We start from the raw sequence: 13619 nt of genomic DNA, 5'->3' as shown, positions 1-13619 counted from the left end.
TAACGTCATCAGCTCGGTCGTGGCCCGCATATCCCCGGACATCTTGGCGGCTTCGCGGCGTTCGATGAGCTTTTCGTAATTGGCCTTGTTGACCTCGTAGTCGCGATTGAGCTGGGCTAGCGCCGCTTCCACTTCGGGTACGGCGTTGCTCATGGATTTTATTTGATTGAAGCGGGCAGTGAATTCTTCTACCCGGGCACGCATCGAGGCGACCCTCGCTTCCGCTTCTGCCAACGCGACATTCAGCTGCTGCAGCATCGGGCTATAGTTTTTCCCGGGGTCGCTGCTCTGCTGAATTAGTTTTGCTTCCTCACGCTCCCGCGCTTCGATCTGCTTGATTTCTTCCTTCTTGCGCTCTTCCAGCTGCTTGATCAGGCGCTTTGCCGCAATGATATCCGGGTGCTGCTCGGTATATTGCAAAAGCAGCGCATCCAGATGCTTGTTCAAAGACTGGATGCGTTCGTCGATTTCCGGCGTGGCGGTCATGCTGGCGACAGGAGCATCTTCGATGATGGTAGAGGGTTCGTTGCCGGCGATCTGGTTCTTGAGCGCGTCGCGCGCCTGCTCGGCTTCCTTCAGCTCCAGCCTCGCCTGGTTGAGGCTATCGGAAACTTCCGCGAGCTGCGTGGCGAAGTCCCTGTTGTTACGGGGCATGACGCCCATGTTCTTTTGCTTGAAAGTCTTGAGGGCGGTTTCGGCAGTGAGCAGTTTCTGTTCATACTCCTTGATCTGCTCGTCGATAAAGCGAATGGCCGAGGTCGTATTCTGCTTGTTGTCGCGGAGGCTGCCTTCGACAAAGATGGTCAACAGGGATTGCACGACCCCTTTGGCGATTCGCCGATCTTCGTTGGCGTAGGAAATGGTAAACAGATTGTCGCGTCCGGTGGCCTCGATCTTGATGTCATCCATCAGGTTGGTGACGAGTTGCTCGCTTTCCTGCGCCGTCCTGGCTTTGAGGTCAAGATCGACCATGCGTATGACTCTTTCCACGTTGGGACGGCTGATCAGGGTACGGCTCATGATGGTAACCTGCTGTTCAACGTTGGGTGGTTGAGCCATGCCCGCGAGCAACGGTTTCAGGACGCTCTCGGTATCCACGTAGATTCTTGCTGACGACTCGTAATTGTCAGGCAGTTCATGCACCACCAGCCAGCCGATAACGGCAACAACCCAGATCGCCACGACACCATACCAACGATATTTCCATGTCCCTTTTAAATAGGGAATTACATGTGTAGTCAGATCCTCCATCTGGTCACTCTCTCCTTAATCAAGGATCGGCGTCGCGTCGCATAAAACCCGGGTTTCTCATCCCCGGGCCGGCACGGAAAATCAAACGGTCATAAGCAAGGAATCCGTCATGTGATATCTAAAAATAGCTTTCCGGGATGACCACCACATCACCCGGCCGCATCACGACATTGGCAGAGATATCGCCATCCCTGAGCAAATCTTCCAGGCGAACACCGAATTGCTGCTGGCTGCCGTCGATATTGCGAATCACGCTGGCACGGTTGCCGTCGGCAAAGTCGGTAATGCCGCCCACGGCAATCATGACGTCCATCACCGTCATGTTTTCGCGGTAGGGGAGTGCTTGCGGTTTGGCAGCTTCGCCGACTACACGGATCTGCTCGCTATAAGGCCCGACGAAGTTGGTCACGATCACCGTGACTATCGGGTCCTGAATATATTTGGCAAGTGCTTTTTCGATGTCGCGCGCCAACTGGGAAGCCGACTTTCCGCTGGCTGGCAGGTCTTCTACCAGGGGGGTGGTGATTTTGCCGTCCGGACGTACCGGAACGGACATGGAAACTTCGGGATTGCGCCAGACCATGATGCTCACGCTGTCACCCGGGCCTACCAGGTAATCATGCGCGGCAACCTGTCCTTCCTCGCCGGAGAGCGGCGGATATCCTTTACTGGCGCAACCGTTGAGAATCAGGAGGGAAAAGACGATAGCAAAACAGACCAGCCATCCCGGGGTGTATTGTTGTGTATTCATTTGGATCACCTCTTTCGCTGTGGAAGAGCGGCAACGCCGGAACAAGTCGAAATCTCTGTACGAATATCTAAAAACTAATACTTACCTTAAAGCGCACTGCTGTTTTCCTATCAGTAAGTAGGAATTATTTTACACACGGGTAAGAATTTTTCTACTAAATCTTATAAACCAATGCTGATCAATAGTTAAGCTACTTTTTAAAGGATGAGTTTGACTGAACATAAGCATATACTTTTTTCATGGCCAAGACTCGTAAAATCTTCCTTGATCAGCCGGTTATCAAACGAGTCATTGAAATAGCGCCGTCAGGTTCAAGGAAATGGAATCCTTAGGAGAGTCTCATGGATAATCCACTCATCAAACTTCAAGACCTGTCCAACTTTCTTGAACAGGGAACTCTCGACGATAACCTCCTGCAATTGGCCGAAAAATCGGCTAGAGCACTCACTGCCGAAAAATGCTCCATCATGCTGCTGAAAGACGGCGAATCCGATAATCCCAGGATGCGGGTCTGCGCCAGCTACGGACTATTGCCGGACGCCGCCTATACCGAGTCGATAGGGAAAGGCGAGGGAATTGCGGGGCGGGTCATTGTCACCGGCCGATCGATACTTATCGAGGACATTAGCCGATCGGAACTCGCCGCCAGTGCGCGACGTACGGACGATCCGCGCAAAAGCCTGGTTTCATCGCCGATTCCCATCAACCGGCGCATCGTCGGCGTGGTCAACGTGAGCGGTCATATGCGCGGGGATGTCTTCACCGAAGCCGACCTGAGTCTGCTCGAAGTGATAGCTCTTTTCATCGGCAAATCCATCCAGGCGATTCAATTGCAAAATATCCTGAATTCCCGGTTTGCGCAGCTGGCCCTGCTCCACGAAGCGGAAAAGAGCATGGAGCCCTTGGGCGTTGGCGCCGCGATGCAAAACCCCGATCAGGTGGCGAAAATACTCGCGAAATCCTTTTACAGGGAAATGACCCGGGCAGGTCTGGGCTCCAGCCAGATCATCAATGCCGCTTCCGAAATCATTTCACAGTTGAGCGGCAGTTTGCAGCGACACAACAAGCGTCTCGCGCGGGGTATGCCGGAGATCGCTGACGACGACTCTTAGCAAGGTGTCGGATTTTTTTACACCCGTCGCGATAAAGGTTGAAAGCGGTGCTTGGTGGATTCTCACCCATGCGCTGCATGTCTACTTACCCATTCCATGCGGGACAAGGGAGGCCAGACTTCTCTTGCGATGCCTGCCGTTTCGAATTCATCCGCAAAAAATACACTGGTGCGCAATTTGCTTGTTCAAGGATTAAGCATCCAATAGTGGCGAAAGTATGGCCCATTCGAAAAAATCATTGCTTGCGCTCGCGATTTTGGCCTCGTTCATGGCGAGTGCCGGAGCAGACGATAGGCTTGTCGAGGGCACGCCGCCCACGCTTGCGGATGCAAACAGTCCGGAGGCTCAGGTAGCCTTGGCCGTCAGGTACGAGCACGCCGAGGGTGTGCCCCGGGATTACATCAAGGCGGCTGAGTTGTACTGCCGTGCTGCCCGCTCGGGCAATGCAAATGCGCAATTCGCCCTAGGCTGGATGTATGCCAATGGGCGCGGTGTTCCCCGTGACGATAGCGTGGCCGCGCAGTTGATTACCATGGCTGGCGATCAAGGGCATACACATGCCAAGGAGATGTTGCGATACATTCATGCTTCCGCCACGACGCCATTGCCCTCATGCCTGTTGCCAGACCCTGAACCCGTGGTGGAGGGGAGCCTTGACGAGAAAGGGCTTCAGTATGCAAGAAAGGGGCATCTGAAAGTCGTCATGGAGGAAACCTTATTTCAGCGAGGCCCGATTTTTGATCTGGTGCACAAGCTGGCCTCCGACTACGAAGTCGATCCCAAACTGGTTCTGGCCGTCATTACGGTGGAATCGGGCTTCAACGTATACGCAAAATCACCCAAAAACGCGCAAGGCCTGATGCAACTCATTCCCGAGACCGCCCAGCGCTTCCGCGTCAAAAACGCGTTCGACCCGAAAGATAACATCAAGGGCGGGCTGGCTTATCTGCAATGGTTGCTGGCTTACTTCAAAGGGGATGTGCGCTTGGTGTTGGCGGCCTACAACGCGGGTGAACGGACGGTGGAAAAGTACCGCGGTATCCCCCCGTATCCTGAAACCAGGGATTATGTGCAGAAAATTACCAAGCTTTACAAAAGCCCCACCCATCCCTACAAATCCAACTGGATAGAGCCGGCAAAGTTTGTGGTTTTACCTGCGAATACCAAAAAATAAATCAGAGTTAGATTCATGGTCTAGTTGTAGCTACTAATCCGACCATTACATTTAAAATGGTTAAAAAGAACCTCATTCATGGGTGCTTTTTTATTACTTAATAGCTCATGAGTTTAGCGCTTAACGGTTTTTCTCCTGCGTGAGGTCCAGCCCATACCCGCAAAACCTACCCCCATCAGTGCTAACGTTACAGGTTCCGGAACGCCGACGAAGTCCGTAACGGTGCCTGGGTCCACAAGGGTGACGTCGGCCGGAATCGTTATAACTTCATTAGTCGTTCTATCTACATTGACCGTCAGGGTTGAACCGAGGAACAGAAAATCGCTCCTGTCTTCCTGATGGCTATTGGTCGTGCCTGCATTTTCAAGCTCGACGTTCAGAATACCATCTGCAGAAATCAACCCGCTCAAGGTCAATCCTGAAAACACGGTAGTAAACGTCGCCCCACCGTTGGTGACGAGCTGCGAACCGAATGGCGCGAGGTCGAATGTAAAAAATACCGACTCCGCTGCTGCATCCGTACTTTCATCTGCAAAGCTGAATACGAGCGAAGAGCTCGTGATGGAATCCGTGAGTGCGTTATAGCCATCGTCAAGAATATTGTGACTGTAGCTATAGGTTTTGTTGACGCCAAATGCGATCAGTTCGTCCGGGCTCGGATCTGCCACATCGGTGAATGTCAACTCAGTGGCATGGGCCGCAAGGCTGCCGGTGAGTAGAAGAAGAATGGTCAAGAGAAGCGGGTTGATCTTATTCATGGCGTCACTTCACTTTCTATCAAAAATAGATTTGAACGGCGAAAGCGCGATTGCGAAAAAGATTAATGAATTCAATATACTTAAACTCTAAAACAAAGCAAGTTATTTTTGTGTCGAGACCTTGCAACTGTAAAAAATCCCGACATTAAACCGCCATCAGTCGATGGCGTATCCTTAGCTTGCTCCAGAGCACGATCAACGCCGGTAGCAGCAGCAATTCAAGGAGTTGCCCAGCCAGCAGGCCGCTGGAAGCGAGCAGGCCGAAATGCGACGTGGGCTGGAAGCGTGAAACCGTCAGCAGCAGAAACTGGGCCACCAGCAGGAGCGAGATAGCGACGACGGCGCGGCCTGAGGCCTCGAAACTGCGTGCCAGGGAAAAAACGACGCCGCAACCTTTGTGGCGTCGCTCCAGATAGCTGTGAAAGAAATGGATGGTGTCATCCACGGTGATGCCCAGTACTACGCTGGCGATCAGTACCGTCGCCATATCCAGGTAAATCCCGAAAGTGCCCATGATGACAAAAATGAAGGCGAGCGGTGCCAGGTTGGGCAGCATGCTGATGACGGCTGCAGGAATGGAGCGCCACAGAATCAGCATAATCAGGAATATCTGGCCGAAGGCGCCGAGGAAGCTGCGTTCCTGGCCCACAACCAGCAAATCTTCCTGATCCGAGAACAAACGGCCGCCGCCGCCGATCTGCCAGGTAACGCCGGGTGCATTGATTCTGGCCAGATGCGCCTCGATTTTTTCAATGACGGACTGGATGGCATTGGCGCCGTGCACATTCACATTGAGCAGGATGCGGGTGCGCTGGTATTCGTTGTTCACCAGCTCCTGCAAATCGCGGCCGTCATAGATCAGCAGCAGCTGGCTGAGCAGTTTGTCGTTATCGGGAAGCACGCGCGCGGCCGGGTCTTCGCCATTGAAAGCCCAATGCATTTCCTCGACGACATCCATCATTGATACGGTGCGGTCAACTTCCGGCAGGGTTTCAACCCGGCTCTGCACGGACTTGAGGATTTTCAGCCGCGCGGCATTCTTGAAAGCGTCGCGGCCGGGCCCATCGACGACGATTTCCAGCGCGGTAACGCCCGCCAGCCTGTCCTCGATCTGCCGGGTGGATTGCGTGAGGGGGTGGGAGGCGTCGAAGAACTTCAACAGGTCGGATTCGGCCTGCACCTTGAGGATTTGAGGCGCGGTCAAGATCGCCATCAGGGCAATCGTGGCCGCTACCCAGCCGGCATGGCGCATGCTGAAGCTCGCCAACCCATAGGAAATGCGTTTGGTCCATGAAAAACCGCCGCTCCGTTTCGGCCAGTAGCCGCTATCCCACTTCACCAGCAAAGGCGGAATCAGATAGATCATTACCAGGTAAATCATCAAGGTACCGAAGGCGCCGACAATGCCGAATACCTGGATCGGCGGGATGGGCACCAGCACCAGGCTGATCATGCCGGCCGCAGTACTCAGCATGTTGAACAGCGCCGGCTTGTGCACCAGTTGCACCGCAAAGACGACGCGCTTCGGCCTGCGGAAGCCGGCCTTGCGCATGCGTAGCAAGGCCGCGTACAGATGCAGGATATTGGCTGCGGTATAGGCAAACAGCAAGGTGGGCGCCATCGCCGTGACCAGCGTATAAGGCCGGCCTATGGCCGCTATCAGTGCCACGCAGCTGATCACGACGGTGCTCATTCCTACTGCGCCGATCACGACCGGCGGGGTGCGTCCCACGACCCAACGCAGCAACAGCAGACCCATGATCACGACCAACGGCGTGAACAATGCGCTGTCCTGCAGCATGGAGCGCATTTCGGCGGCATCCAGCGCGACCGGGCCGGCGACGGCGACCAGTTTCTTTTCCAGTTTTTCCGTTCTGACCGCCTCATACAGGGCCGCTTCGATGGCTGCGCGCTGGCGGCTTTCGCCTAATTTGTTGGCGCGCACGACGATCGCCAGGGCCGAGCCGTCCTTCGCAGCCAGAAAACCGGGCGCGAAGCGATCCTGAAGTATCCTGTCCTTGCGCTCTTGCGCGGTGGTGTCATCCAGCGTTTCCGGGTCAATCAGACGCTCGACCGTGAAGCCGTCCTCGCTGCCGCCGATATGATCGGTATTGGTGACCGTGAAAACGCGGTCCACGTCCGGGTGTTGTTCCAGACGCTGGCTGATCCGGTCAAGCGCGGCGAGAAACTCCTTCGAATAGAGATCGTTCCCGGCAAACAGGCCGATCAGTACTTCATCGTTGGGAAATTCCGCGCGAATTTGCCGATCTAGGATGGTGGCAGGGGCGTTGTTGGGAAAATAGAGCTCAGGCGCATTATTCACTTCCAGGCGCAATAGAAAGGCGCCTGCCACCAGATGAATCGCCACGATCAAGCCGATGGCAACACGCAGGCTGAGCAGCCTGGGCTGCATCAGGTGCCGGAGCCAAATCTGCGCAGTGCGTTTAGGCATCTGGGCTGCCCTCAAAACGGTACCGTGTCGTTGCAGGCTAGAACTTGGCCTGCCAGCCCAGCAGGATCAGATCTCCATCTTCGTAATATCCTCCCAGGGTTTTCTCGGAGCCGCTGAACACGTGCGCCGCCAGAAAGAATTCATGCTGGTCGATGCCGATGTAAGCGATCTTGGGAGTGAGATAAAGATCGTGGTCGTTTATGCCGGCAATAAAGCGCAGGTTTGCACGCCAGCGCCCTTGTGCGAAGGGGTGCTCGATCTCGCCGGTCAGGTTGTAGATATTGTCCCGATCCAGCAGCGGCGTGTCGGTGAAGGTCTTGTGGCCGGTCAGTTGCAAGGTGACACGGGTGTCGCTGTCGCCGGGAAAGAATTCCGTGCCGACTACCACATCGAACGCCTGTTCCGTGCGGTACTGAAAGGCGCGGGTAGTCACCGGCTGATCGCTGCTCCAGGCGGCTTCCATGCGCCAGGTAGCGCCCCATTTCTGCGCTTCCAGCTCACCGCCGACCACCCAGCTATACGGGTGGATCGCATTCAGCAAGCCCGGCGCCGCCAGACGATAATAAGGCTGCGACTGGCGCACCCGCTGCAGATTGAAGCCGTAATCGAGACCGCCGCCGGAACGGGTAATGCGGATACCGCCACCGCCGCTGCCATCTTCGTCTTCATGCACCCGCGCGCCGATGATGCCGGGTACGTCGCCTATGCCCAGCAAACGGCCATTCACCGTATCCACCGGGCTCCAGAAACTGTCCCGGTCGGGCAGTACGGCGGCATCGAACACCGGCAGCCATACCGCATCGATCTTGAAGTCGCCGGCGAACTGTTCCAGCCGCACGGCCGGGACGGCGCGGCGGCGATCCGGCAGCTTGTCCAAAACAATGCGCGAGAGATCAGCGCGGCTCATGCGGTCTATCGGCGAGATTTCGTCTGTACGGCCCCACAGCACATTCTGCGTGCCTACCGTGATGCGAGTATCCTCGCCGCGCCAGCGCAGGTAGTTTTCCGCATAGTCCAGCTTGTCCTTGTAGAAATCCTGCGTGCCTGACTGGGAATACGCGTCGAAGCGAGCGCCCAGTGCGAACTCCCACGCGCCGGATTGCCCTTTGGCGCTGACGGCCCCATGCACGAAAGCATCGGTGGAAGCAGGGTTGGATTTGTCGACGAAAGGGCCGTATTCGACCCGGATATCGTCGATCTTGATCTTGATGCCGGCCTTGTCGGCTTTGCGCGAGCGTTTCTTTTTTGTGGTGGGAGCGCTCGCCTTTTCTTCCGGCGGCTCTACCGCGTCCAGGGATTGCTCGACCGGGGCTGACGCTGGCTCGTCCACCATCTCATCATCGGCGGCATAGCCCGCCGTCGCCACGCCAAACGACAGGAATATCCCCGCCAGTCCGCTCGCCATTATCGTCCGACAGTGCGTCATGTTTCTTCTCCCTTTTAGAGCCTGCTGAATCAGACTCTTATTGCATAACCGCGAAACCTGCCGACCAATCACGGACGGTAGTCTTCCTCTGCGCTTTCGTCTTCCAGTACCTGATTGGTAAAGAGCCGCGCCGGCAGTCCCCGGTCATACTGCGTGCGCTCCAACGTCAGCCGCGTCTGGTGCCCATTGCTTAGCGTCGTCAACGTGCTGTCCATGACCGTCCAGTAACCCTGAACTTTTTCCCGTTTGACGACCAGCAGGCGTTTGCTGGGCTGATCCTGGTGTTTTTCGAAGAAATCGACGCGCATCGGCAGCAAGGTAACCGAATCGATCCAGCTGATGCGTTTGGTATAAACCGAATTGCCGGATTCAGTGGGGATGCTTTCCAGTATTTCGCAGGGAATGCCGGCTAATTCCTCCCGGCCGAGAATGCGGTGCTGGTCCTTGTTGACCTGGCGGTCGCGCAAGTCTTCGTAGTAATAATCGGAATTGACGAAGCGGCCGCCCTTGCGATTGGAGTCGATGCGGCGTGTGCGTTCGAGGGCGGGCAAATAGATCCACTGGTCGGAGTCGCCGCTGGCATGATCCAGCGTCAACAGGCCGGTACCTTCGATGTCGGCAGGATCGGTAAAGCGAATCAGGGTGGAGACTTCGTCCGCCTTCTGGTCCAGCCGGTAGAGCAGCATCTTGCGGACGCGCGGACTGCGGTTTTTCTCCGTTAGCGTCATAGTCATGGCAAAAGCGGCGTCTTTGCCATCGGGGCGGTCGTAAACGCGCTGGGCCAGCTCGACACCCACAGTGTCGGCCCATACCTGGCCTGCCAGAAACAGGCTGGTGAATATTGCCACGGCATACTGCAATATCGCTAGGTGATTTGCCATTGCCATCATTCCCTCACGTTGACGTAACGGTTGATTTTTCGGCATGTTTTACTGTACATGAAACCTTGAAGCATGGAAATGTGCATTAATTGGGATGATTCCGGAAAAAGGAATAAGACTCGCCAAGCGGAAGAAGTTCTTCAAAAAAAAGGGTGCCTTATGGGCACCCTTGAATTCACTTTGTAAGTGCTGCCGCTTTGCGATTGTTGTGCCCTTTTCTTTAAGAATGGTTACGGCGACGAGCGATGGCGCCGAGGGAGATCAGACCCAAAGCCAGCAGAGCCAAGCTGCCCGGTTCGGGCACTACTACCGTTGGTCCAACACCGCCCAGGATACCGAATTCCTCGGCTCCATTGGTGTTGCAGCCTCCATCTTCAGTCCCGAGGAAGGGGCTCGTGATACCGGGGATGCAGCCCAGGTCGCCGCTGATGACCCACAGGAAAGACGGATCAAACAGGCTCAGGTCCATGGTATCGGCGAACACCATAAAGTCGGCGGACCCGGATCCCTTGTTATGTTCGAGGTTCACATAATCCGCGCCATCAGTCGTAACCCCGGCACAGCCCTCGCCCGTCACCGGATCCCACGGGTCGGCCGCACAAGCTGCCGCGTCTCCCAGGAAGCTGATCTTCCCGTAGTTGTAAGTCGGGTCCGTTTCGTCCCAGGTGCCATTGGTTGTGGAGTCAAGCTGCCAAGAGGCAACGGGCAGTCCGGTTAATGGATCGATGATCTGGACCTGCGCGCTGAACCACAGCGAGTCGCCACTGCCGGTCTGGTTGTAGTCGGCATAGATCAGCGGGATGGTGAACGATGGGTCAAGGCTCTGCAGGTAGGTCAGCAGGTTGCCGACCGTAGTCACGCCATTGATGTCCCCTGACGGACTGCTATAGCTCGACGCCACAGTGCCATCATCATTATAGAACGTGCAGGCTTGCGTTGACCCGCCCCAATTGCATGTCCATCCCCCTATTGGGTCGCCGTTATCGAGTTCAGCCGGGTCCTGGAAAGTCAGATCGCCGCTTGGGCCAGGAGGGGGGAGTGACACAACGTTGGTCGCGCCTTGAGCAGTCGACGTGAGGTTGATGTCGATTACCCCAGTACCCGTCGAAAAATTGTAAGAGCCGAAGGTCGACTCGGGGATCAGCGTAGGGGAATTCGTCTGGATTGACTCCAGCAGCGGCCCGGAATAAGACCAGAAGTCGTCATACTTGAAGGCGATCGGGATGCCGTTCATGAGATAGGCTTCTCGCAGTTCTCCCGTAGCGTCAGGATAGAGGCCAAGGGTAACGTTCGTATTGTTGTCCGGATTAGGCAGGACGAAAGGATCAACAGCACTTGCCACCCCTGAAGTCCCGGCAGCGAGCACCATCGCGCTGGCAAGGATCAATTTACGTAATTTTGTATTCATGATTTTCTCCAGTACACGTAACCAGAGCTTTGTCGCTCTCTCGCTAATCTATAAGCAAGACGCGGGCCAGAGTATTAATATGAATTAAAACAATACCTTGAATGAATAATTATTTGCCATCCATCGATGTTATGTAAATAATCCCGACAATGAATTACAGGAAAATTCTGGAATCGATTATTTGCGTTCTCTCGATTCCTATCCGCTAAATATCGCTGCGGATAAGAGGGCTGAACTTGTGGCTGACAGGCTGTATGAAGGATGAAGGCAAAGGTTTTCGAGGATGGGATAAGGTAGAGAAAAAAGCCCCATGTTTCCATGGGGCTGCAGTTTTAATTCTGATATTTTTATTCCTTTAACGGCGCTTCCCATTAGGTCCGACGACGGCTGGAGAAAGCCAGTCCCAGCAGGCCGATGCCCAGTAGCGCGAGAGAAGCTGGTTCTGGCACGGCATTGGTAAAGAACCCGTTACCGGAACCATCCACGTCAGCCACAAAGGATTCCTCGGTGCTGGCGCCTGTAATGGTGGTGGTATTGCCCGCGTAATTCAACTGGATATAGAACGGGTTGGGGTCGAAGAAATAGGTTTCGCCGAACGCGGTGGGTGTGAAGGCCATCACCGCCTCGAAGTCGCCATTGGCCAATCCGTCGAAGATATGAGCGACGCCTTCACCGGGAACCAAACTGGCAGTACCCAGCAACGTATCGCCTACGCCGTCTTGGTCGTCATCAATATACAGATTCATCAGGAAGGTATCGAACAGCGCGGTAATGTTTACGCCGGTGATGCCTGCTGTACCTGTTGCGGTGAAATCGCCGATCAAGCCATAACCAGCTGGCTCGAATCCATTCAGGGATGTTTGTTGAGTGTCGATCCCATCTTTATAGGACGACAATTCAAAAGTACCCGTTTCTATGAAAGTGTCGCCGACAAAGTCAAAGTCGCCAACAATGGTTTGGTCGATGGTGGCTTCGTAAGAAAAGTCGAAAGAATCGGCGGTCACTATGTTGCTTGGTGTCCCGGTTATGACTCCTTCATCGACACTAAATGTACCGCCAGTGCCGACAGCAAATGCAGGGGCAGCCACACCCAGCATGCCCGCAACGGAGGCGGCTACCAGAGTTTTTTTCATGTGCTTAAACATTTGGAACCTCTCTCAATGGTTATTAATTGATGGGGCTTGTCTGACTGACATAAAGCAAGAGAGGTGCCAAACATAAAAAACAGTTAAAAATCAATGTATTTAATCCGATTCTGCTACCCATTAAACATGGCATCAAGAAAACAATCGCGACATGTAAATTTATCCGACAGACTCAACCGGGCTTGAACTCTTTCCGGCAATCGTCAATTCCGCCACGTTCTTGCGGGTGGATCTCGCCCATGGCCTCGGCTTCATCCCGATGCGGCCCATGAAGAACAAGCGCTCGACTTGCGCTGTGCCTACCATGGTTTCCAGTCGTGCATTCAACTTTCCCGTTTCTTTCAGTGCGGCTTGTGTCGCGGTAAAAGCCAGGCCGTGCCGATGGTAGCGTGTAAAGATAACCGGCGTCATTTCGGGCTGGATGAGCCAACCTAACTGGGTGGCGGTCAACCAGAAGCGCTGAAGCGCGCGGCCGGCGGCGATATAGTCGTCCACGGAGACGAGGGGCGCAGGAGCGAGCAGGGCAAAATGCGCGCCGCAGCGCAAGCCGGGGAGCAAATCCAGTTGCAGTCTGGGCGGCAGATGCCCTAAAAGATAAGTGTTAAAAAATCCGACACGTTCCCAACTGTCCATGACCCAATGCATGAAGCGGGCGGTCAGCGGATCGACGCCGACCGCCTGCTCGGGAATCCTGTCCCGGCTGAATTTCGCGCCCCACTCGATGACAGATTTGTGCACCGCATACGCTTCCGGGATGGTGAGGCGTATCTTGGCGTTGTCGAACATGAACCTGGCCAGCCGCCAGCGCTGGGCGAGCCCTTCAAACCAGGCTACCGCATAGCCTGCGGGCAAAGTCCTCGCGAGCGCTTTTTTCTGCTCGTTGTTCAACGGGTGGGTAGACATCGGGCGTCGCTGCACGACACGCTTCTCGATATAAGGAGCCAGCGGGTCAGGCGCGAGATAGTCTTGCGATTGCAGGCGCACATCGAATAGCAAGTGGGTTTCAGGCGTGCCCGGCCTGCGCTGGATGATGGCTGTACGCCCCACGGTGCTGGCGGCGATGGATAGGGTTTCCAGCAGGGCGCCGACGGCCAGTTGGCTGGCATGGCCGTCCAGATCGTAGACCACATGATCGCGCGTGTCGAAGCCGTGTACCAGGATGTGCTCGTTGCCGAGAATCTCGAATTGCCATGGCTGGGTGTTGTCGCCGCTGGGAGCCCAGCGGGCCAGGTCGAGTATGCGTTGGAGATGCAGCTGCATG

The 13619-nt window shown here is 55.3% G+C and carries 11 protein-coding genes; 2 read left to right on the top strand and 9 right to left on the bottom strand.

Going from position 1 to position 13619, the window contains the following annotated elements; translation table 11 throughout:
* Both A7976_RS14625 and A7976_RS14620 read right to left on the bottom strand, forming a co-directional pair.
* Window positions 1-1251 (bottom strand): XrtA system polysaccharide chain length determinant (locus tag A7976_RS14625; protein ID WP_082878187.1); only part of this gene is annotated, 1251 nt, incomplete at its 3' end.
* A gap of 118 nt (window positions 1252-1369) precedes the next feature.
* On the bottom strand, window positions 1370-2002 hold the full coding sequence (locus tag A7976_RS14620; protein WP_067113656.1) for an XrtA/PEP-CTERM system exopolysaccharide export protein: 633 nt from the start codon (window positions 2000-2002) through the stop codon (window positions 1370-1372).
* Between the two features lie 341 nt (window positions 2003-2343).
* Here A7976_RS14620 and A7976_RS14615 point away from each other — a divergent pair, with 341 nt between their 5' ends.
* Both A7976_RS14615 and A7976_RS14610 read left to right on the top strand, forming a co-directional pair.
* Window positions 2344-3114: a GAF domain-containing protein gene (locus A7976_RS14615; RefSeq protein WP_067113653.1), complete on the top strand. Its 771-nt coding sequence runs from the start codon at window positions 2344-2346 to the stop codon at window positions 3112-3114.
* 217 nt (window positions 3115-3331) lie between these two features.
* The gene (locus A7976_RS14610) at window positions 3332-4288 is read left to right on the top strand and encodes a transglycosylase SLT domain-containing protein (RefSeq protein ID WP_067113650.1); all 957 of its coding nucleotides are present in this window, start codon (window positions 3332-3334) and stop codon (window positions 4286-4288) included.
* A 113-nt stretch (window positions 4289-4401) separates the two neighbouring features.
* Here A7976_RS14610 and A7976_RS14605 read toward each other — a convergent pair whose 3' ends face one another.
* The 7 genes from A7976_RS14605 to A7976_RS14575 form a co-directional block, all read right to left on the bottom strand.
* Entirely contained in the window at window positions 4402-5046 is a 645-nt protein-coding gene (locus tag A7976_RS14605; protein ID WP_067113647.1) for a PEP-CTERM sorting domain-containing protein, read from the bottom strand.
* 145 nt (window positions 5047-5191) lie between these two features.
* Window positions 5192-7498 (bottom strand): RND family transporter, encoded by a 2307-nt coding sequence (locus A7976_RS14600; RefSeq protein WP_082878185.1) that lies wholly within the window; start codon window positions 7496-7498, stop codon window positions 5192-5194.
* Between the two features lie 37 nt (window positions 7499-7535).
* Window positions 7536-8924 carry a DUF1302 family protein gene (locus tag A7976_RS14595; protein ID WP_131801041.1) on the bottom strand — a complete coding sequence of 463 codons (1389 nt, stop codon included), beginning with the start codon at window positions 8922-8924 and terminating at the stop codon, window positions 7536-7538.
* A 68-nt stretch (window positions 8925-8992) separates the two neighbouring features.
* A complete protein-coding gene (locus A7976_RS14590; protein ID WP_067113642.1) occupies window positions 8993-9805 on the bottom strand; it encodes an outer membrane lipoprotein-sorting protein in 813 nt (270 codons plus the stop codon).
* Between the two features lie 220 nt (window positions 9806-10025).
* A complete protein-coding gene (locus A7976_RS14585; protein WP_067113639.1) occupies window positions 10026-11213 on the bottom strand; it encodes a PEP-CTERM sorting domain-containing protein in 1188 nt (395 codons plus the stop codon).
* Window positions 11214-11584: 371 nt separating this feature from the next.
* Window positions 11585-12346, bottom strand: a complete 762-nt coding sequence (pepA, locus tag A7976_RS14580) for a flocculation-associated PEP-CTERM protein PepA (protein WP_165601756.1) — start codon at window positions 12344-12346, stop codon at window positions 11585-11587.
* A gap of 171 nt (window positions 12347-12517) precedes the next feature.
* Window positions 12518-13618, bottom strand: coding sequence for a nitroreductase family protein (locus tag A7976_RS14575; RefSeq protein ID WP_067113633.1), 1101 nt, complete (start codon window positions 13616-13618; stop codon window positions 12518-12520).
* Between the last annotated feature and the right edge of the window lies 1 nt (window position 13619).

Origin of the sequence: Methylobacillus sp. MM3 (assembly GCF_001645185.1) — a bacterium.
Taxonomy (GTDB): Bacteria; Pseudomonadota; Gammaproteobacteria; order Burkholderiales; family Methylophilaceae; genus MM2.
Note: the sequence above shows the minus strand (reverse complement) of the source record. Positions and strands in the feature narration are given on the sequence as shown.

Bases quoted from the DNA above. Each gene is read 5' to 3' on its own strand.
- A7976_RS14620 (WP_067113656.1), bottom strand. From the start codon at position 2,002: ATGAATACACAACAATACACCCCGGGATGGCTGGTCTGTTTTGCTATC.
- A7976_RS14615 (WP_067113653.1), top strand. From the start codon at position 2,344: ATGGATAATCCACTCATCAAACTTCAAGACCTGTCCAACTTTCTTGAA.
- A7976_RS14610 (WP_067113650.1), top strand. From the start codon at position 3,332: ATGGCCCATTCGAAAAAATCATTGCTTGCGCTCGCGATTTTGGCCTCG.
- A7976_RS14605 (WP_067113647.1), bottom strand. From the start codon at position 5,046: ATGAATAAGATCAACCCGCTTCTCTTGACCATTCTTCTTCTACTCACC.
- A7976_RS14600 (WP_082878185.1), bottom strand. From the start codon at position 7,498: ATGCCTAAACGCACTGCGCAGATTTGGCTCCGGCACCTGATGCAGCCC.
- A7976_RS14595 (WP_131801041.1), bottom strand. From the start codon at position 8,924: ATGACGCACTGTCGGACGATAATGGCGAGCGGACTGGCGGGGATATTC.
- A7976_RS14590 (WP_067113642.1), bottom strand. From the start codon at position 9,805: ATGGCAAATCACCTAGCGATATTGCAGTATGCCGTGGCAATATTCACC.
- A7976_RS14585 (WP_067113639.1), bottom strand. From the start codon at position 11,213: ATGAATACAAAATTACGTAAATTGATCCTTGCCAGCGCGATGGTGCTC.
- pepA (WP_165601756.1), bottom strand. From the start codon at position 12,346: ATGAAAAAAACTCTGGTAGCCGCCTCCGTTGCGGGCATGCTGGGTGTG.
- A7976_RS14575 (WP_067113633.1), bottom strand. From the start codon at position 13,618: ATGCAGCTGCATCTCCAACGCATACTCGACCTGGCCCGCTGGGCTCCC.